This window comes from Nocardia sp. NPDC059177 (assembly GCF_042755165.1).
GTDB lineage: Bacteria > Actinomycetota > Actinomycetes > Mycobacteriales > Mycobacteriaceae > Nocardia.
On the sequence record NZ_JBHZBX010000018.1, the window covers coordinates 17828 to 39415 of the forward strand.

The 21588-nt window shown below is 64.7% G+C and carries 9 protein-coding genes; 2 read left to right on the forward strand and 7 right to left on the reverse strand.

What is annotated here, in order from left to right; all coding sequences use genetic code 11:
- Positions 1-17 precede the first annotated feature (17 nt).
- The 7 genes from ACFXK0_RS21550 to ACFXK0_RS21580 all read right to left on the reverse strand — a co-directional run bounded on the left by ACFXK0_RS21550 (position 18) and on the right by ACFXK0_RS21580 (position 18328).
- A complete protein-coding gene (locus ACFXK0_RS21550) occupies positions 18-1067 on the reverse strand; it encodes a CBS domain-containing protein (RefSeq protein WP_379412366.1) in 1050 nt (349 codons plus the stop codon).
- Positions 1064-2863, reverse strand: a complete 1800-nt coding sequence (locus tag ACFXK0_RS21555; protein WP_379412368.1) for a DUF262 domain-containing protein — start codon at positions 2861-2863, stop codon at positions 1064-1066. The genes ACFXK0_RS21550 and ACFXK0_RS21555 overlap by 4 nt, the downstream gene beginning before the upstream one ends.
- 141 nt (positions 2864-3004) lie before the next feature.
- Positions 3005-5827: a BREX-2 system phosphatase PglZ gene (gene pglZ / locus ACFXK0_RS21560; RefSeq protein WP_379412369.1), complete on the reverse strand. Its 2823-nt coding sequence runs from the start codon at positions 5825-5827 to the stop codon at positions 3005-3007.
- Positions 5824-9738 (reverse strand): phage resistance protein, encoded by a 3915-nt coding sequence (locus ACFXK0_RS21565; protein WP_379412370.1) that lies wholly within the window; start codon positions 9736-9738, stop codon positions 5824-5826. The genes pglZ and ACFXK0_RS21565 overlap by 4 nt, the downstream gene beginning before the upstream one ends.
- The gene (pglX, locus tag ACFXK0_RS21570; protein WP_379412372.1) at positions 9738-13358 is read right to left on the reverse strand and encodes a BREX-2 system adenine-specific DNA-methyltransferase PglX; all 3621 of its coding nucleotides are present in this window, start codon (positions 13356-13358) and stop codon (positions 9738-9740) included. Before pglX ends, ACFXK0_RS21565 begins: the two co-directional genes overlap by 1 nt.
- Positions 13355-17842 (reverse strand): BREX system serine/threonine kinase PglW, encoded by a 4488-nt coding sequence (pglW, locus tag ACFXK0_RS21575; RefSeq protein ID WP_379412373.1) that lies wholly within the window; start codon positions 17840-17842, stop codon positions 13355-13357. Before pglW ends, pglX begins: the two co-directional genes overlap by 4 nt.
- Before the next feature lie 114 nt (positions 17843-17956).
- Positions 17957-18328 (reverse strand): DUF732 domain-containing protein, encoded by a 372-nt coding sequence (locus tag ACFXK0_RS21580; RefSeq protein ID WP_379412374.1) that lies wholly within the window; start codon positions 18326-18328, stop codon positions 17957-17959.
- 192 nt (positions 18329-18520) lie between these two features.
- Between ACFXK0_RS21580 and ACFXK0_RS21585 the strand changes: the two genes are divergently transcribed.
- On the forward strand, positions 18521-19999 hold the full coding sequence (locus ACFXK0_RS21585; protein ID WP_379412376.1) for a protein kinase: 1479 nt from the start codon (positions 18521-18523) through the stop codon (positions 19997-19999).
- Between the two features lie 29 nt (positions 20000-20028).
- Entirely contained in the window at positions 20029-21585 is a 1557-nt protein-coding gene (locus ACFXK0_RS21590) for a serine/threonine-protein kinase (protein WP_379412377.1), read from the forward strand.
- Positions 21586-21588: the final 3 nt, after the last annotated feature.

Consider the following 21588-nt stretch of genomic DNA (forward strand, 5'->3'; position numbering starts at 1 on the left):
CGAGGGGCAAGCGAGGGTTACATCAGGTGATCCAGAAGGCTGCAGAAACTCCGTAACTCGGTGATATCGGAATCAGGCAGAAGCTTCGGGCTGAAGTGCGCGATTCGGTTGCGGATGTCCTTGACGCGAACAAGCTGGGTGACAAACAACTGGCGGTCGACGGTTTCCCAGCCGAGGGTCTGCCAATTGAGATCGGCGCTCGCGGTGAGTTGCTTGTCACGGGCTTTCTGTTTTGTCGCAGGTACATCGGATTGTCTGAGCAGGTTGACATACTGGCCGAACATCAGCTCGTCTATCGACGTACCCGGCGGCTGCTGCTGGCGGGGGTTCAGGACGAGGTCGATGCTGGTCTGCGGAAGCGGCCGTAGGAGGGTTCGCAGCTTTCCCTCGATCTCTCCGACCAGGAAGAACGGAAGCCCCAGTTGATGGAATCGTTCGGCGATATCGGCCGGTGTGACGATGCCGGAGAACCTTCCGCTCGGCTTCCGTACGAGCATATATCCGTGCTTGTGAATGATTGTCATGCGTGAAAACAGCTCGTGGTGTGTTTCGGCGCACTCGACGGTTTCGATCATCGCATCGGTGAGTTTTCCTGAGAACCCCTGCTTTTCGCGCATCGCGGCCACCGATTGCCAGGTGATGATTCCCTTCAGATCGGAAGATCCGCCGATCACCGGTATCTGTGAGAAGTCGTGCTGCCGCATGAGATGTATCGCGTAACTCAGGGTCGCGTCCGGGGTCACCGAGTGGATCCCGTTGACTGCAGATGGCAGGTCACCGATCTGGAACGGCCGCTGAGGCAGACTCCCCGGCCGGAAATCCTCGTACGCGGCTGTCTCCTCCGCGGAGTCGGCTTCCTGGACAGGGACGATCGTGACAGCGGTATCCCGATGACACGTCGCGAAGCTGGGCGCAGTGGTCAGGTTCGCGGTGTGCAGGCCGACAGTGATCGCCTGGACACTCTCGTAATCACGACGGCGAAAGCCGAACAGGTCTACGAGCTCTTTGACCGGTATCGTCCGCCCGGACAGGTCGGCGATCTGTTCCTGAGTGATGGCGAGAGTCATGCGTACGCCTCCCAGTCGTCGACGATTCTCTTGCCCATCGCTTCGGCGACCAGCGCCAGTAGCTGACCCTTCCGGTCCGCATAGAATGCGTCGAAGTTGTCTGCTCGCAGCAACGTCGGATTGATCAGGTGGGTCGCGACGATATCGTCGAACCACTCGTCGCGAGTCCCGGAGTCGCCGGCCAGGACCGGCAGATAGTCGCTCGGCGCACCCACGATGCTCTTGTTCGCCCTATCCGACAGCGGTGTCTTGTTGATGATGGAGGTCGCGCGCCAGCTTTCCACGCCGAATCGGGTGAGCCAGCGCTTCGGGAAGATCTGCCGGATGTCGACGGCATACTGGATCAGCGTGCTCGAAGTCAGGCAGTCGGCGGAGAAGTACCAGTCGATTGCGCCCTGCTTGACCAGTAGCGCGATGATGCCCTTGTACGCGGCGCTGTTGCGGGTGCTCAGGCTATCGAGCCGGTCGGCGACGAAGATGGCTTCGCTGACGGTGTCGGGTGTCGCAGACTCCGGATCGATCCACGTGACGAGCTGTTCCACATCGCGGGCGAATCGGCTTTCGGTGGAGCCGCTGTACATTTCGCCGAGGACACCGCACCAATACCATCGGGTGAGGCGTTCCCGGATCAGTGGTTCGTCGGTGCGCTCGCCCAGGATGGTACGCACGGCCGCGAGCGGGATGAGCTGCGACCGATACGGCAGATCGCGTGGCGCGACAATGCACTGTTCGGCGAGGAACTCGCCCACCCAGGCGAACGCATCCCGGACCGCGGGCGCGAGCCGATCGAAGTCTTCGAGTGGGAGGGTGAGCAGATCACGCCGTTTGCACGACACCGCGGTCGCCGGCCGATCCTGCTTGAGGTTCCAGGTGCGTACGAGTGCCACTGCCTGCAGGAAGTCACTGCTGGCGAAGCCGTCCTCCAATCCGACATCCAGGTAGCCGAACACCGGGTGGGCGGTGGCCAGCCCCTTCTTGATGTCGGTCCAGACTTCGGGCAGGCGATAGTAGTCGTTGTGCTGCTGTTCGTAGGTCCGATCACCGGAGTATGTCGCGGTGAGCAGCTCGAACACATTGAGTGGAACGCCGCCGGTGTTCACTCTCTCGAAGACCGAACACACCGCGTCGGGCGTGGTCTCGGCGCCGAGGGTGATCATCGGGATGTCGAACGACTTGATGTGCTGGATCACCTCACCTTCGAACTGCGCCCAGATCGGCCAGTTCTTACCGGGGTCCGCCTCGGTGAACGCTCGTTGCCACACGTGGTACTGGTCGCGGTCGAAAACAACCCGCAACGGGAAGTATCCGGCGGCGACTTCGGCAGCGGTATCGGAGAGCTCGACGACCGGTTTCGAATTCTGCGGGTTACGCACGATCCGCGAATCGGATCGGACGGAAACGATCGCGTCGTCGCGATCGGCAGGAGAGCCGATCGCCTTCGCGATATCCACGTAGTACCAGACCAGCAGCGGCTTGTTGCGCGCATCGACAGTGCGGACCGGCTTGTTCAGGAACAGTGCCTGATACAGCGAAGTCAGCCGCTGCTGACCGTCGAGCAACAGCAGCCCGGGCTCCACGGCATCGGCATCGGCACCGGTCAGTGGGCGCGACCGGAACCGGGTCTGGCCGCCGGTCTCGAGCGTCATCACCACGCCGAGGGGATAGTCGAGAGTCACGGTGGCGATCAGTTCCCGGATGCGCTGATCGTCCCACTTCCACTCGCGCTGGAAATCCGGAAGCTGCAGCTGTCCTCTGTGTATCGATGCCAAGAGGTCGGACAGCTTCGGATTGTCCATTCCCACAGCAAGTCCCCCAGGTGGTGCGACCGACGTTTCGACTCTGCCGGCAGAGATGTCTTCGACTGACTACCAACAACTTTCGTGTGAATACTACGGTCTGCACCGGCTCCTTGTGGCCCGGGGCCGCCAACAGGAGTTCTATCCCAATCCGAACTGTGCTCGCAGCAGGCCGACGTGCAGACGCAGGGTTCGTCCGTCTTGCATGGTCTCCAGCACCTGCACCCCGTCCACATTCAGCAGCTGGCCGAGAATCGCCGCGAACCCGCTGCCGCGCGTGACAGGGTCGCCGACCCGCTGCGCGAGTGCCGTTGTCGACTGGGGGCCGTCGAGGAGTGCTCGGATCGCCTTCTCCAGTTTGGTTGTCGTCGGCTTCCTGGCCAGCTGTTCGAGCTGTGCCTCGAAAACCGCCGAGGCCAGGAGTCCGGCGACCAATGCGTCGGCGGGGTTCGCCGGGGCAGCGATCGGTGCTGGTTCCGGGAGCACGATATCGAGGGTGATCTGGTTACCGGCCTTGTCAGCGGCCTTGCGGGACACCGCTGTCGCGGTTGCCTTCGCGGTGGATGCCGGGGCCGGGATCGGGAGGACATCTGTGGGGTCGCGCCACCAGTTCGGGCGCTGGTCACCCAGTTCACGCCAGCCGTTGGGGGGCAGGGCGCCGAAGGGGAGGAATGCCAGTACCGGGATGGTGATCTCGGCGAGTGCCGCACCACCGTGGTACCCGGCCTTTTGGGCGGTGTAGCGCGAATCGTTGTCCCACAGTGCGACGATCGAGGCGCCGGGTTCCGGCCAGACCACACGTGGACCCTGCAGCGGTATCTCGGTTTCGCTGCGACGATCGAACTCACCGACCGGGACGCGGTGCCGTGCGGAGGCTACGTCGGTGGCGGTGACGGTAACGCCCTTGCGGTCGACGACATGCCCATGATCGCTGGTGATCAGCACCACCATGCCCTGGGCGGTCGCCACGGAGACAAGAGCTTGCAGGTCGCCGATTTCGCGAGCTTGCCACCCGGAGTCATCGAGTTTGGCTTCTTTGCCGAGTCGGTCGTCGATGGTGTTGAGTACCACCGCGACATGGCAGTTGGGGTCGGCGAGCGCTTGGGTCAGGTCGGTGCCGAAGCGGTCGCCGGCCTGGCTGCGCAGGTTGTCCTTGTGGAAAACCTCCGCGCGCCGTGCGCCCCAGAAAGAATGCTCGCGGAAGAGCTTCTTCTCGGTCTTCTGGTCGCCTTTCATGAGTTTCCCGGCGAACAGCGACGTGCGAGAGACCGCGGTCAGGCTGGGTAGGGCGGCAGCCATGCATCGGCGCCTGGGGGCACTGGTTCCCGGCAGCGGATCGAATTCGGAGAAACTGCTGCGCAATTCGCCCGCCAGTTCGGTGGCTATCGCGGCGCTCATACCGTCGACGACGATGAGCAGGACCCGATGGTCGGCTGCCAAAGGTCGCACAACACGGTGCAGGAAGGTCTCGACAGTCAGCATGGTCTTGGGAGGCGTGCCCGAATCCGTCCATATAGCCAGGTTTTTGGCGAACTCCCGATCGAACTCGCGACGGTGAGACCGCGCGCGGTCGGCGATCGCGGCGTAGGCGACGCGCAAGGTCGGCTCCTCATCACCACCGGCGTCGAGGTAATCCAGTGCTCGGTCGGCCCACGCGGTGTCGTGCATCTGACGATCGAGGGCCGCGGCGACGCTGTCGTTCTCGGTCGGGTCCGGGCGAGTCTGCAGCCATCGGTCGAGCCGCTGTGCCATGCGCAGACGGCTGATCCGTACCCGCTGATCAGTGGCGAGCCGGTGCTTCCGGACAGCCGTGACAGTGCGATCGATCTCCTCGGACCGACCGTTCTCGAGTGCGCGCCCGGCGGCGGCGAAACGTGCTGCCAGTCCTGCGGGGAGAATCGGGCTGGAGGTCGCTGCCTCGTCGGCGCCGAACTGACGGACCAGCAGATCGGCCTGGAGCAGAATGGCGGCCTTGGTCTGCCGCGCGGTACGGGTCGGCTCGTCGACCTCCTCATCCGGATCGGCGTCCGCATGGGTTTTCTCGAGCAGGACGTCGACGTACTGCTCGCAGGTTCGGCCGAACACACTGAGCATTTCGTCCAGCGTCTGTCCCTGAGCTGGTGGGTGATCGCCGAGCCATCGTTCGACCCGTCCCCGCGCCTGGTACACGGTGCTGTCCGGTCGTGCGTGTGTCCACAGTGCCGCACAGACGAGCCCGTAGGCGATGGCTTCGGCGGCATGGCCGGTGCGGGTGAGTGCGGCCACGACCGATCCGGTGGCGCCCGATTGCTCGTTCTCGCCGAGGAACTCGATGATCCCGTCGCGCTCCGGTGCGCGGAGGTCGAGCAGGAGCTGCGGTCCGCCGGGTGCCAAGGTCCACGTGAGCAGGGTGTACGGATCGATCCGGTCGGAATCGGTCGGGATGCGCAGTCTGCGGGCCGTGAGTGCGGCGAGCGCAGGCACTCGGGCCAGCACTCCGCCGGCCATCGTGGTCGGCCAACCGCGAGCACCCGCTGCGTCGAGCAGTGCCTCGCATGCCCACCGGTGCTGCTTGAGCCTGGTGTCGATGCCGGTGGCGCCGAAGGATTCCCGCACGATCTCCCACTGGTCCACCGTGCGGATGCGGTTGCCGTAGGCACGAACGAGGATCGCGGGGTCGACATCGTGATCGTCGACGGCGGTCACCAGGACCAGCACCCGCGGATCGGGGTCGATCTTGCGTGCGTGGCCGAGGATCTCCTCGTGCACGGCCAGTGGCGACGCTGCGACCGCGACCTCGACCCGGCGCCCGTCTCCGAACGAGAGAACCGAGTCACCTTCCCACACCGGTTCACCGCGCAACAGCACCGTCACCGGTGCACCCGGTGCAGCGATGAGCTTGGCGATCTGACCGTGGGACGACAGGTACTGCGCGACCGTCGATCTCGACAACCGCAGCACACCGGTCGAGGTGGTCGACGTCATTCGACCACCTTCCAGGAGACTTCGACGGTGGCCCCGGGTTCCAGTTCGGCCAGTTCGGCCAGTTCCGCCGCGAATGCCGCGACAGCGTCCCGTGCGGTCGTGGTCTGAATACCTACCCGACGACGAGCCGTCGCGCGTGCGGATCGATCGGGCGAAATAGGCGGGACGCTGGTGCCGGTACTGAGGTCGATCTGGTCGGCGCGCTCGGTGACCGGAGTGGGCTCAGGTGCGACCGGTTGGGTGGCACGGTCGCTCGCCTCCTGCGCACGTCGCCGCGCTTGTTCCTCGCGCAGACGCCGGGTCGTCAATTCGGTCACCCGCTTGGCGGTCTGTGCCAGGGACTCGGCCAGGTCGGCTGATCGCTGATCCGCTCGGGCGGCTGTGCGCAGTGACTCCAACAACGCGGTGCCCTCGGGGCCGAGGAACTGCGCGGTCTCGAGGTTCTTCCACGGTGCGTGGGTCAACGCACGGATCACCTTGTCCGCGGCGGTGATCGAGGTGGCGTACCGGTCGGCGTTCACCTCACCCAGATCAGCACCCGCGAGTGCTTCCACGGTCTTCTTCGCGCCGGCCGAGCCGCCACCACCGGCAGCGAGCAAGCCGGAGAGCAGATCGAGTGAGCGCCGAGCGAGCGCCAGCCGGCCACCTGGTTCCGTGTCGTCGAGCCGGAGGAATTCCGCGTGCTCCTCGAGCTGGTCGACCAGCCTCGACGCCGGATCATGGAATCGGGTCGCCGCGGCGGTGATCTGCCGGGCGAAATGCTGAACCTGGCCGCCACGGAGCAAGGTGGGCGCCTTTTCCCCGAACAGGACCTCGAACCGGTTGCGCGCGGTGTCCCAGTCCGATTCACTCGGCAACGGCTGCGCGCGCAGTGCGTCGCCGGGGGCGAGCTTGGTCAGGTCCGGAGCGTCGATGGGCACACCGCCGCGGACCCAGATCCGGTCGTCCATCTCGGCGAACGAGGCGATGACGAGATTGGCGATGTGCGATTCGAGCCCGCGGGGCTGCGGCTCGTCGATCCAATCGCCGAGCGAGATGATCGACAGGTCGCCCGTCTCGCCTGCCGTCTGCGCGTACTTGCGGAAATGGTCGGCCCACCGTTTGGACAGCTCGAAATAGGCTTCCTTCTGTGTCCCCAGGCCGAGAGGTTCGGCGATCCGGCGCATGAGCGCACGGTCTTTGGCCGGTACCTCGAAGCGGCCGTCGCGTGCTTCAGCCGCGCCTTTCACATGCTGGAGAACCGTTTTCGCCTCGACCGGTTTGACGGCCGTGCCAGTGCCTTCGGGGTCGAAGTCGGGGTGGTCGGGAAACTGGTGGGTGAGCAGTTTGCCGGCCAAACTGCGAATCGCGTTGCGGAAGGTCTGCCCGATGGACACCGTCAGGTTGTCGATGTCGGGCAGTGGGTGGAACAGGCGATCGAGCTCGTTGGTGACGTCGTTCGGCTTGCGCTCGGCCAAACCGTAGGCCTGCTTGAACCACGCGAGTACCTGGCCGCGCAATGTCTCGCGCTGCGACTCCAGGAGTTGCTTGGCGGTGGCTCGGTTGTCCGGGTTGAGGTGCTGGGCGTATTGCGTATCGAAACGGTAGGGGTCGGCGAGTGCTTTCGTGACCACCAGCAGGCGGCGGAACTCCTCCCAGCGCGGTTTGGTCAGATGCGAAGGCAGCCAGGCGACGGTGCGAGGGTGATTGTCGCCCTGCGCTTCTCGCAGCTTGCGAATCCGATCGGCATCCTCGACCGGGCCGAGCAGGCCCTCGTCATAGGGCAGGTCGAGCACGATCCGCCAGCGCCCGTCGAAGGCAGGCTGCATTTCGTGGTTCGGCAGCGAATCCTCATCGCTGACATTGCCGAACACCACCTCGACGAGCCGATTCGAACCACGCCAGACGAACTGCAGCTCGTCGGCGTCGAAGCGGCCGTTGGCCCGGTCGAGCCCGAATTCTTCGGCGAGCAGGTCGCGGGCGAGCGCGAGCCGGTTCGCCGGGTTGTCGTTGACCTGGGCGTTCGCGATGACCGACTCGACATCGACACCGGAGATCTCCAGCCGCACACCGGGGTTGACCTCGGTGCCGACCATCTTGATCTCCGGGAATCGGCCCGCCCATTCCCGCACGATATCGACGGTCAGTGCTTCTTCCCGACCGGGGATCATCGACCGGATCGAACCGTGGTTGAGCGCGGTGAGCCTGCGGATCGTCAGTTCCCGCAGCGCGGGCACCGTGGGAGCCAAGGCCGCGAGCAGCACGGTGCAGGCGAGCCGGTTGTGCCCGACGAATTTCGCGCACTTGCCGATCAGTTTGGGATCGGTGATCGTCTCGCGGCGATTGAGGTAGGCGCTGACATCGTCTTCGGTGACTTCGCAGGTGCTGAGCAGATAGGGGCGCAGCCGGGTCCGGTAGAGCTTGTCGGCGGCGTCGAAGAGCACCTTCTTGTCGGCGACGAACGGCCGGTCACCGCCGCGGGTCAGCTGTTCGTAGAGATCGCCCAGCGGCACGAGATCGCCCAGGCGCAGTTCGTTGCGGTGGTCGGCGAGCAGCTGGCTCATCAATTTCAGGCCGGTGCGCGAGCGCTGCAGGGCCGCGGAAATATGTACCAGGGTGTCGAGGAAGGCCGGCGAGAACGGGTAGCTGAGCCGGAACGAGGCCTCATCGGCGCCGGTCGTTGTCGCGTCCGAGCCGAGCAGGGTGTCCCACACCCGGGAGCCCAGCTTCTTGGTCTGCTCGAAAGCGGCATCGATCTGCGCGGCGGCTTCGGCGTCCCGTGGCTTCAACAGCCGGGCACGCGCGATCTGCGGCAGGTTGCGGTCTTCGAGACTGATCAGATCGAACCGGCCGGACGCGTGATTCAATGCGTCCTGGATCGCCGATTCCGCCGCACCCGCGAGCTCCTCGCCGACCAGCTCGCGCAGGTCGCGCTGCCTGGCGATGAACGAGATGATCGGAATCGCCCGCCGCGCGTCACCGCCTTCGCGGAAGTTGGTGATCTTGCTGGCCTCACGGGCGACCTTCTTCTCGTCGTGGATGAGGCTGGCCAGCCAGAGGATCAGTTCGTCGAGGAACAGGATGATGCCGTCGTAGCCGAGGGACTTGGCATGCGCGGCGATCACACTGAGGCCGGCATCGAGGGAGATGAACCCGCTCTCGTCCTCGGCGGCCCGCTTGGTGAATCCCGGCAGCAGTCCGATGCTCACATCGTTGACGAGCTTGGCGCGCAGGCCCGCATCGGTCGTGGGATTCACATGGTCGATGGCACGACCATCGTGGGCTTCCTCGGCGACGAGGGCCCGGTCGACCTTCTCGGTCGTCCAGAAAGCGGTCGTGTCACCCCACTCGTCATCCTCGCCGCCGGTGTGATCACCGTTGAGCGCGGCGAGGAACGAGGCCTCACCCATTCGTTCCCGCAGCGACCGGAGATCGGTGAACAGCGCATCGGTGCGGTAAACCGAGGGCACCGACGCATCGGGATGCTTGGACCGCACGAAATCGACATAGCCGCCGAGGACTCGCTGCTCCATCGATTTGGCGTCGATCATGTGGTACGGAACCATCAGGAACCGCTTGTTCTCGGTGAGCAACCACTCGTGCTTGGTGAGAACCGGGTCGAACTCGGTCTTGGCCCGCGCTACCTGATTACCGGACAACAGCGCGTACAGCACGGCCATGAAGTGCGATTTACCGGCACCGAACGAGCCGTGCAGGAAGGCTGGCTTGGACGTGTTCCCGTCGAGCGCAGATTTGATCAGGGCCAGTGCCTCATCGAAGTTTCCGAGCAAGCGGTCGGTGAGGACATAGTCCTCGACCGCCTTCGCCGAACCCGCATCGGTCACCGCTTCGGACAGGGTGAGCACATAGTCCGACCCGGAGGGGTTCTCCTTGATCTCGATGAGCTCACGCAGCAGCGGTTGCTGGTTCATCAGTTGTCCCCCTCGGCCTCAGCGGCCTTCTTCTTGGTCGCGCGTGTTGTGGTGCGGCGACCACGCGTAGCCGGCTGCGGACGCCAGTTGCGCAGGTCGTCATCGGTGAGACCGTGCTCGGCCTGGCGGTCGCGGCGGTCACCGGCCAGGAAGGTGGACGGGGCGATGCCGTAGGCGGGGTCGATCTCGTTGTGCCACTGGTCGAGCCAGGGCTGGAGTTCCAGCAGGGCTGCCAGGAACGGGGTGATCTCTTCGGTGGAGAGGCTGTGTTCGGCGAGGTAGATGGCGATGGCCATGGCCTGTTCGCGGTGATCCCAGCCTGCCCAGCCGTAGAGGTCGGGGGTTGCGGTATTGGTTGAGCCGTAGGAGATGAAGCGTTCCTTGGGCACGTCGAGTTTGCCTCGGGCCTGCCAGAAAGATGTCCGCAGGAAGTCGGCTGAGGTGTACTTGGGTGGGACCGGGATACTGTCTCGGAAGTCGATCTTCGCGGCACCGTCAGGCATCGCGTCCTCTTGCCGCTGGAGGTCCCAGACGGGTTCCCAATCCTTGCGCTTCTTGAGGCCGGAGGGCTTGTAACGCAAGGCGGACAGTGCCGGGACGTGCTCATCAGTGATCAAATCAGCGACCACCACGGAGAGCTCCGTTCGTGGTGCGTACAGCGCCGCGACAGAGACGAAGTCTTCGTCGGACGCGAGCCGGTCCGTCAAGCGGGGCAGAGTGAGGATCTGCGGTTGGCCGTTGTGGTCGAACCACAGGTCGCGAGATTCGATGCGGTCGAGGAGCCAGGACCGAAGAGCCCTGTTCTGTAGGCTGTCCCAGTCTTCAGCCGCCCAGCGTCGCTTGTATTCGGGCCGTTCGATCATGCCGATCGCACGATTGGATTCAATGATCTCGATACGGCGCCGGACAACTTCTTTGTAGGATTCTGGCCAATGTTCAGGGATTTCGGTGATAGGAGTTGAGTTGTGGCGGTCGAACCATTCTGGGGAAGCTTCGCCGGCTGCGACGCGACGAGCTAGAACTATCTCGAATGCCCGTTCGCCCAACGCGAGTTCGGGGAGGTCTACATTGGGTGCGCTGACAGGTTTGTCCATGAGTCGATAGAGGTCGTAGACCTGCCAGTCGAGTTCTTCTTGCAAGGTAATCATTTGGGCTCGCAGCGATGCCGCGCGTTGCCCCGATTCCCTCAGTTTTACAGCAGTAGGTGCCTGATCTTTGCGGCTCAGCGGAGACTCGGAAGCTAGCTGGTTTGCGAGACTGTCCAGGGCTTCGCCGAGCGGACCAAATTTATTGGTTGGGATTGGAAATTCGGCGAGTTTGGTGCCTGTGAACTCGAAAAAGCGCTCCCAATCCGAGCTTGTGAACCCGCCACCTTCACCGCGAATCCCTTTGTCATGGCTCACCATCTTGAGCCAGAAGCAGGCGGTGGAGCTGTTGAGCAGCCCGAGTAGCCGCAGATGCTCCTCCTCGCTCGCGCCCTCCGGCAACTTGATCACCGGCGCGGATTGTTTGAACACCTTCCCGCCCCGGTCCAGTACGAAATGGTTGTGCGTTGCTACAAAGGCAAAGGCGATACCTAGTGGCACCGAGTATCGCTCTGGGTGCCAACGGCTCCATTCATACCACGTCAGTCCTACTTCCTCGTGGGTGCCGCCAGGTTCACGTCGTGATCGGAGCATGGCTCGATAGCGCCAAAGAAGCGGCTGGGTGTCGCTAGTCAGGTCCGCTTTGAGATCGGCACCGTAGGGAAAGATCGCCTCGGTTTCATGCGCGATACTCCAGTCGCGCACGGTGTCGCCCTCCACCAGGGGTGCAATGTGTGAACTATTGACGCGATGGCGAGTCCATGTTCCGGTATTTCCGAAGTATGCTGAGTCATTCCCGGTGTGGGTGTACCGTCCGATGAGCTTCTGAACCTTGGCGAGCGTATGGTTGCTTTCCTTTTCGATCTGTTCGAGCATTTCCAATCCACCATCAACAAGGACCCAGGGTTGCTTGCTGAAGTATCGTTTTCGATCAAGGTCATCCACGGAGACCCAATTACTGATGCTCGGCGCGCAATCAATCTGGTCAACTATCGCCCGCCATACGAGGCCCTGTTCGGGCTTCTCGGGGGCTTTGGGCTCACCCTGGATGCTACGCACTGTCTTTACGGTGATACTGCGGCCATTGCCCGAGCGGCGGGTGCCAATGAGAATTACTGTTGGTGTTCCGTGGCCCGGGATGTATGCTCCAGAGGTATCGATAACCTCTGTGAGTTCGACTGCGTGCGCGAAGAAATCCTCGATGAGCCTTGTGCCGAACTCCCTTTTCATGAAAGAGTTGGCGGTGATCTGTCCAACCCGACCGAAGCCTTGTCCATCTGCGTTGCCCAATCGGGCAAGTTCGAAGAACCTTTGTGCAAATGGGACCGACAACGCGTAGATCCCGCTGCATGCCTTATAGAGGCTGCGATAGATTTCGTTGAGGTTCCTATCCTTCACGGTGATGTAGGGCGGGTTACCGACCACCACGTGGTAGGTGCCGGGCGCGAGGATGCCGGGGTGGTCATGGAGATCCTCGGTGGCGTAAGAGTGTTCTGCGAGGGGGTCGTTCTGTTCGCCGTCGAAGGTGAGTTCGAGCTGACGAGCCTTGATGAGGGAGTCGCCGATGGCGAGTTTGATCGGCCAGTCGTAGCGGGCTGCCTCGTTCAGGGTGCGGATGTTGGCGGCGGCCATGGCGGCGACGAGGAGGCGGAAGCGGGCGATGGCGATGGCGAAGGGGTTGATGTCGACGCCGTGGACGGATTCCAGGGCGGCGCGGACTCTTTCGTGTCGGTCCATAGTCGGGCGGTTGTCGGCCCAGAGGGTGTTCAAGCGTTTGAAGGCACCGAGGACGAAGTGGCCGGAGCCGCAGGTGGGGTCGATGAGTTTGATCTCGGCGTAGCCGAATTCGTTGATGGCGGGGGTGAGTGTGCGGTCGAGGATGAACTCTTCGACGAACTCGGGAGTTTGGAGTAGGGCGTAATTTTTGCGGATGTCCTCGGAGAGGTCCTGGTAGAGGTCGCCGAGGAAGCGGGTGTCCCAGCCGTTGACGCCGTCTTCGTCGAGCGGGTCGGTGAAGTCGTGGATGAGGACGCCGTGCTCGTCGCGTGCCCGCCAGAACTCGATGAGCTTGCGGGCGCCGTCATGGGACACCGGGATCTGGTAGAGCGGGTTGCGGGCGGGGTCGAAGAGGAGTTTGCCTGCCTGGCCGGTGCCGAGTTCGGCGAAGGCGGTTTCGAGCCAGCCGCGGTAGGTGGGGTCCGGGTCGGACTCGACGTACGAGTCGTAGCGGGCGTGGGCCAGGTCGCGACGGTCGTCGGTGGGGCCGGTGAGGTAGGGGTCGGGGATGAGCTGGTTGTCTTCGCAGAAGCGGACGAAGACGGTGCCGAGGACCCAGGCGACGGCTACCTGGGTGACGCGTTCGCCCAGCCACGCGGATTCGGTGGCGGCGGTGCGGTTGAGTTTGCGGGCCTGGGAGTACTCGGCGACCAGCCGTGACTTCACCTCGGGGAGGGCGCGCAGCTGGTCGTTGAGGTCCTTCTCGACCGCGGTGACCTGCTTCTTCAGATCGGCAAGCAGTGCGGTGCGGTCGATCATGCGGTGGCTCCTGATGCGGGCTCGGTGGGGCGGTGACGGTTGCGGATCCAGGTGTCCGGCAGGCAGATCCACTCGTTGAGGGCGGACTGGTAGGGGACAGCGGTGGTACCCAGGTGCGGGTGGCGAGACGGGTCGGCCTGCGGGCACATGAGCCACAGGCCACCGGTTCCGCGGCGGGCCCTTTCGGCCAGGCGGCTCAGGACGTCCATGGCGTCGTAGCGGGCGAAGACCAAGGTGTCGGTGAGCAACAGGGGGCCGTCGCCTGCGATTTCGGCGGTGATCTCGACCTCCATCTGGCCCCACGCGGTGCGGGCGTATTCGGAGAACTTCAGTGCGCCACGCGAACCGGGCTCGGCGACATCGGCACGCAGGATGGTGTCCCAGGTCGGCTTGGAATTCGGGAGCACCTGCTCGTGCATGCTCGCCAGGAACAGGGCGGTGACGGACAAGGGGCGGGCACCGAACCGATTGCGAAGGATCTCCACGGCAGTGGCGCGGTCGGCGCCGATCGGCTTGTTGGGCGCGGTCAGTACCCGGAAACCATCGCGGCGGGCGGCACCGGTGAGCAGCTCCTCGGCACGGGCGGCGCCGGCGACTTCGGGGTCGTCGGCATAGGTGCCCGTGGCGGTATTCGTGCCGATATTGGTCGACCAGCGAGGTTGAGCGGTGACGCTGGACTCGGGGTCGCCGTGGTCGGGGAGATACCGAGGCGTATGGGTGACGGGATGTTTCGCCAGTGTCAGGGCGAATCCCGCGTCGCGGAGTGCTTTGGCGAGGGCGGGGGTGTGCTGCTTGCGGCCGCTGCCAGGCACCGGCAACTCGGGGAAGCGAGCGAGTATGCGGTCGATGACGGTTTCCGGGGCGAGACCCGTCTGGTGGGTCAGTGGCATGCCCGGCGTCAGCGACAACAGGCCCGCCTGGGTAAGGCGGACGGCACGAACCAAGGGAAGGTCGCGCGGGTAGATCTCCAGGCGAGGGGTGGCGGCGGCATTGTGGGAAGCCGCCACGGCCACCTGGACGAGGCGGCGCTCGTCGAGGACCAGCGAACCCGGCGGGGGTTCGACGGCGCCGAGCCGATCCAGGACGGTGGCGGCGGTCGGCAGGGTTTCCAGCGCGGCCAGGGCGTCGGCGGACTTGCCCAGGCGGAGTGCGTAATTCGTCAGCCCCTTGGCGCCAGGGGTGTTGGGGTCGGTGTCGTCGTCCACTTCGAGTGCGAGCACGACGACGGGATTGATGCCGGCGTCGCGGCGTTGCGCGACCAGCAGCATCGCCTCGTCGGGGACGAGCTGTTCGACTTCGGCGACCACGCGGACCGCTGCCATGCCGAGCGCGCGGCGTTCGGCGCGACCCCGCAAGCGGCAACCCCGCTGCACGAGCAGTGCGTCGGCGAGTTCGGTGGCGGCGGCGACCCGGCCGAATTCGGCAAGCAGCTCGATGACCTGCGCGCGCAACGCTTGCACGGCCGGGTCCTCTTTCCACAGCTTGCGCTGGGCCTTGAGTAATTGGGATACCGCGGGGGAGGTCAGGCCGAGGGTTTCGGCAACGGCGGTCTGGGTGGGCCAGCTGTCCAATTCCGGAAGATCACCCGCGCCGGGGATGCGGAGCAGGCGCGTGACCGCGTCGATCTTGGTGGCGTTGCTGCCGTTGTTGTTGCGTTCCGGGACGAATCTGGCAGCCAGCGTGTCGAGGCTGAGGGTGCGCAGACCGTCGCCGGGATCGGCTGTGGCGGCTTCGAGTTCGCTCTTCGACTCTTTCCGGGCCTGCGTTGTCAGCGGGGCAGGCTCTTCGCCGCCGAGTCGCTGGACCCACTCTTTGAGCCGTTCCTGGATCTCGCGGCGGGCCCGCACACCCAAACCAGGAGCGTTGATCAGCTTGCCGCGGCCGTACTCGAGGAACTCACCGACGGTGTTCACCCCGAGCCCGTACAGGAACTGCTCGGTGGCGGCGGTGAGGCCGGCCTGCGAGAGGTGGGTATCGACGGTTGCCTGGTCGGCGATCCGGCGGCGCTGATCTTCGGGGGCCGGGTTGTCGATATCGCTCGGTGGCGGAACGGGGTGGACGCTGAGCGGTCGGGACGGCACCGCGCGGGACATGTCGAGGAAGATCTTGCGCCACGCGTCACGCATGGGCTTGAGATCAGGGAAACGCTGTGCCACATCGCGATGCAGGGCTCGGCGGAAGAACGAGACCAGGCCGTCGCGCACCGAGGGGTCGAAAGCGTCCGCGGTGATCTTCGGGTACGGCCATTCGGTGGCGTCGAGCTGCTGGGGGAGCATGCTGCCGTCGCCCCAGCGGGGGAGTTCACCCGATGCCATCTCGTGCAGGGTCACGGCCAGGGCATAACGTTCGGCATGGGCGTCGTAGACACCACGGGTGAGGGTGCCGATGAACGGGTCGAGGTAGCCGTCGGTGCCCGCGTCGGTATTGCGCACCGGGTAGCCCGCGAGCGAGAAATCGATGAGGACCAGCTCGCGGGTGCGATTGGGGCGGACGCGAATCGCGATGTTGTCCGGCTTGAGGTCACGGTGCCATACGCCCTCGCCTTCGAGGAAGTCGAGGGCGCCGAACAGATAGTCGCTGTAGGTTTCCAGCCGGCCCACCTGCAGGCGACCGTTGTCGCGGAGCTCGCGTGCGACGGTCTCCTCGGTGCGCTGGGTGGACTCCGCGTCGAGGCCGTGCTCGTTGCCGACATACTCGAGTACCAGCGTGGTGAGGTCGCCGAGTTTCAGCAGCTCGGGCTCGACCAGGCCGATCAAACCCGAGTGGCGGCGCAGGCCGCGCAGCACCGCCGCTTCGCGTTCGAGGATCTCCGCGCGGTCGTCGGAGAGCGCGACCTTGAGCACCACATAGGTTTTGCCGCCGGGCTTGGCGATGGTGGACTGCAGGTCGTGTACCAGCAGCGCGCGGCTGGTGGAACCGGTACCGAGACGGCGAACGACCTTCCAGCGGCCGCCGAGTACATCTCCGGGCACCGCGTCGAGCGGATCCTTGTCCGGAGTCTCGGGCTCGTCGTCATCAGGCGCGTCGAGCGCCTTCTCGGCCGATTCGAGCAGCTCGAGGAATTCGTCCATCGAGCCCAGTCGCTTCGACGGCTGGAAATCGGTCGCCGAGGCGACCAGCAGATCGACATCCCAGGGCACATTGTCGGCCAACGCGCTCGGGCGCAGCTCCTCACCCGATTCGAAGCGGGCCAGCAACTCGGCCTGCGAACCGGCGGGGGCTTTGCCCGTGGTGATCAGGTAGGTGAGCATCCCGAGGCCGTAGACGTCCATGGTGATGGGGTCAGGGGAGGACGCGGTCACCTCGGGAGCGAGATAGGCGCTCGAGCTCGACGACAGATGCTGCGGGGACAGTGCGGTGGGTGCGTGATTGCGTGTGGTTGTGGAGGCGGTTCCGGTCGAACGTCGCGTCGCGACTTGCCAATCCGAGATCTGCAGCAGCGGCTCGCGCCAGCGTTCGGTCTCGTCGGATCCCGCGCGGGGAATGACATGGATCGACCGGGCGGCGAGTGCCCGGTGATAGAGGCGGGCCGAATGCGCCGAACGCAAGGTCTCGGCGAGCTGGCGGACCAACCGCACGCGATGACCGATGTCGAGGACGTCGCCGTAGCGGGCGAGGTAGGCGTCGAGGTGCAGGGTCTCCGGGTGGTAGTGGAAGATCAGGGCAGGGCCGGCGACATGTGCCGACGGTTCGAAATTTTCGAGGTGCACCACACCTCGATGCCCGAACCGGCTCAGGACGTCGGCCTCCCGTTTGGCCGCCGCGTCGACCGATCTGCGGGTCTGCTCGTCGGCGCCGCGTTCGCGCAGATACAGGCGGACCCGGACCTGCTTACGCAGCTCGGTGTGGGTGGCGAGATAGTCCTGCCAGGTCGGTCCGGTGTCCATCGGTGTGTGTTCGAGCTGGTAGGCGCCGACCACGAAGTCGGCGTCGCTGCGGCGGATGCCGATCTGTTCGAGAGCCTTCTTGATCGAGCGGGCCTTGTCGAGGGAGATGGTGTGCCGGGCCTCGCGGACCGGGGCGTTCAGGCGGTCGATCAGTTCTTTGATCGTGTCGGTACCGGCGCGGTCGCCGGTCGGGAGATCGAACTTCAGATTCGGGTTGGTCAAGCACACGGTGGCGCCCACGAAGACGCGGGCGCCGTGCGCGCCGAGCAGGCCGGCCAACTCCTTGCTCTTCTGGTTCACCAGGTGCAGCGGGCTGCGGTGGAAGCGGCGGTCGCCACCGTTGGTGGTCTGGACCCAGTCGCCACCGGACGAGGTGAGCCGGCCACTCCAGTCCTTGAGCTCGATCATGTGCACGCCGTTGGGGGCGATCACCAGCAGATCGATCTCGCGGACATGGCCGGTCGTGGCGGTGAAGGTGAAATTGGACCACGCGAACCAAGGGTCGACGCCGGGCAACCGGGTTCGGATCGCTTCCAGCCCCCGGCGCTCGTGCTCGAAACTCGACTCGGTGACGGTCGTCCACCGACCCTCGTCCATACGCGCGCGTCCTGTTCTCGTCGTTTGCCGCTTCGTGCGGCCCCCGATGCCGCCAGGTAGACACTAGTCGTCGGGACGGCTGCCCGGAGCACCGGCGATAATTCGGTGCACGCCTCAGAGCATGTGCTGCGGGCAGTACGCCTGGATCGCCGCGTCGAGGAAGGTGTACGGGTACTCGAGGGTGTCGCTGGTGCTCTCGGCCAGCTCGATCTGGTTTGCGGCGGAACCGCCGTGACTGTCGAGCCATCGGCATTCGGAAAGAGCCAGCTGGATGGCGGCATCCTGGACGTCGCAGTCTTCGCGATCGTGGTAGGACTCGCGCAGGAACACGCGGTCCGCATCGCTTCGCGGACTGCATTCGCTGCTCGAAGAGCCGCCTGCCGAGCCGGTGTTCGGTCCGGCGGTCGCGCTCGGTGCGACGGCGGTGAGGGTAACCGCGGTGGCGCCGATGGCCAGCAGGGTCGAGATGGTGGGGCGCGTGCGCAAGATGGTCCTCGAGGGTGCGGGCGGGAGTGGGTCGGCAAGGTGACGCCACTGTCCGCTGTTGGATAACATTGAACTCAGCTTCTAGATCGCTGAGTGAAGTAAACAGTACATTGACATGAAAACATTGTCAATTTGAATAGTTGATGCTTGTCTACGCGCTGTATCCGGGCGGATCGATCGGTGCGAGGATGTATGAGGTGCGCGAGCGGCTGGTCGCGGCACTGTGATCGACCGACGGAGGTAGTGGGCGTGCAACCGCAGGTTGTGGGGGATCGCTATGAGCTCCTCGAGCAGGTCGGATCCGGCGGAATGGGGCGGGTCTACGCGGGATTCGATCGCAATCTCAAGCGTCGGATCGCGGTGAAGTTCACGCAGCCGAGCCTGGACGACGATCCCGGGTGGATCCAGCGCTTCTTCCGGGAAGCCGAGTTGATGGCGCGCGTGAGTCATCCTGGACTGCCTGCCATCCACGATGCGGGACTGATCCCCGGTGACCCGGGGCGGCCGTACCTGGTGATGGAATTCGTCGAGGGCGTCACTTTCGACGATCTGCTCGCCGGTCACGGATCGCTGCCCGTCGGTGTGGTCGCTGCGCTGGGTGCGCAGGCCTCGGCGGTACTGGCTGCGACGCATCGTCATCGGATCTATCACCGGGATCTCAAGCCGTCCAATCTGATGTTGTGCCACGACGGGACGGTGAAGGTCCTCGACTTCGGTCTCGCGGTAGTTCTCGGTGCGGACGTCACGCGGTACACCACCACCGGCACCACTCTCGGAACGCCCGCATTCATGGCGCCCGAGCAAGTCGAGGACAAACCTGTGGTGCCACAGACCGATCTGTACGCGCTCGGTCTCGTGCTGCACGAATTGCTCACCGGTACGCGAGTCATGACCGGCGGCACACCGTTCGTAGTGTGGCAGAACCAGATCCACCGACCGGCGCCCGAGATCGCCGCGCTTCGTCCCGATATCCCGGCTGAGATGGCCGAGCTGCTGATGAGCATGCTCGCCAAGTCCCCCAGTCATCGGCCGCGCGATGCCGCCGAGGTGCATGCGGGCCTCTTGCGACACGCGGCTGACCTGGGATCGCTGCCTGAGGTCACCGGCCTCGAACGGCCCGCGCTCATGTATGCGCTGGCAGTGGGCGCCGCTGAGCTCACCGTGCTCGGAGCGCACCCGGTATCGGCGGTGGAACCCGATCGAAGGGCCGATCGGCTCGACGAGATCGCCGACGAACCGAGCCGCGAGACACTGCGACAAGCGATCGCGTCGACCGACGTGATCGCGGATGCTCAGGAGCGGGTCGATGCTGTCGATCGGTTGACCACCGTGATCACCGGCGCGGCGGCCATTCTCGGTTCACGTGACCAGGAGATCGTCGAAGCGCGGACACGGCTTGCCGACCTGCAGTTCGCGACCGGTGAATACCTGACTGCCGCCGACCTGTACCGGACCCTGATCGATGACCTGACCGGCGATCAGGGTCCCTATAGTGCGCGGGTTCTGTACTGCCAGCAGCAGCTCGCACGGTGTGACGCCCGCGCCGGTGACGCGCGCGGTGCTGTGGCGAGGTTGCAGCATCTCCACACGCGCATGGCCGTTCGTTACGGCGAACAGGACCGTCGCGTCATCGCCCTGGCCGATCAGATGCGCGACATCGACAGCGAGTAGGTATTCGACGGATTGGCAGGTGAACGACGATGCGAACGTGCATCGGTGCGAGGTACGACCTGATCGAGGAGATCGGTTCCGGCGCCATGGGGTCGGTGTGGCGTGGGTACGACACTGTGCTCGATCGCGAGGTCGCCGTCAAGCTCATCCGGCTGAGCCAGGCACGATCCAGCGTCGAGGCGGCCGAACTCGTTGCACGGTTCCACCGGGAGGCCAGGGTCACAGCGCGGATCCGACACTCCGGGGTCCCGCAGGTATTCGATGCGATTCTCGACGCGGAGGTCGCCGAAGTGTGTCTGGTGATGGAGTTCATCGCCGATGCTTCCCCGCTACAGCACTATCTCGACCGGAAGGTCGAGTTGCCCGTCGGGTGGGCAGTTGCGGTCGCTGCCCAGATCGCGACGACACTCGCCTACGCGCATGCCTTGCCGGTCGTACATCGTGACCTCAAACCGGACAATATCCTGCTCGTGGCGGACGGCGCGGTGAAGATCATCGACTTCGGTCTTGCTGCCTTGCTGACCTCCGGCGTCCCCAAGCTGACGATGACGGGCATGATGCTCGGCACCGTGGCCTATATGTCGCCGGAACAAGGACTCGGGGTCAAACCCACGCCGCGCAGCGATCTCTATGCGCTGGGCTGCGTGCTTTTCGAGATGCTTTGTGGCAGAAGTGTTTTCGTTGGTAGCGCACCTGCGGTCGCGCACGGTCACGCCTTCGTCGAACCGACATCGCCCGCCGAGATCCGCGCAGATGTGCCGCCGGACCTGAATCGACTGGTACTCGAGCTCCTGGCGAAGTCGCCTGAGCAGCGTCCGAGCGATGCAGAAGTAGTGTTCGATCGGCTGCTGGCGTTGTTGCAATCCTGCGATCTGCGGGAGCAGCAGGCTCCGGCTGGATTTCCGGATCCGGTCGAGCTCTTTCGACGACCGAATGGGCCCCGACATCTCAGGTTCGGTTCGATTCCGTTCCGCGCTGTCGCACCCTATCGTTCGCCGATTGCTGACCGTGCACCCGACGAGCCGCTTCGGGCTGCAGAAATGGAGTACCAGCAGCTGGTCGACGAAGGTCGCTTCCTGCAAGCGGCGGATGTCCTTACTTTGGCAGCGCCGGCGGTGGCCACTGCGTCCGGCAGTGAGATGCACAGGGCCCTCGACATTCGACGCAAGGTAGCCCAGGCGCTCCTACTCGGTGGCGAGTTCCGCAGGGCTGGAAATGAATTCGAGCACCTTGCCGAGGAGTACGCGCTGCTGGCAGGCCATGGGGACGACACCGTACTGGACTGTCGCAAGGCTGCCGTGAACTGCCGTGCCGAACTCGGTGAGCTGGCTGTCGCTGTGGCTGACACCAGAGCATTGCTCGTGCAGGTGCGGGAAAGCCAGAGCGACGGAGGTCAACTCGCTCTGGAACTGCGCGTGGGCCTCGGCAGAATGCTCACACTGCTGGGTGACCAGGAGGAAGCTGCGGCAGTGCTGGACGAGGTGTACGCCGACCTTGTGATGATCCGCGGCGCCGACGATGTGCTCACATGCGACGCGATGGAAGCAATCGACCAGTTGACGGCGATGGAGCCGCCGTCGACCTGATCC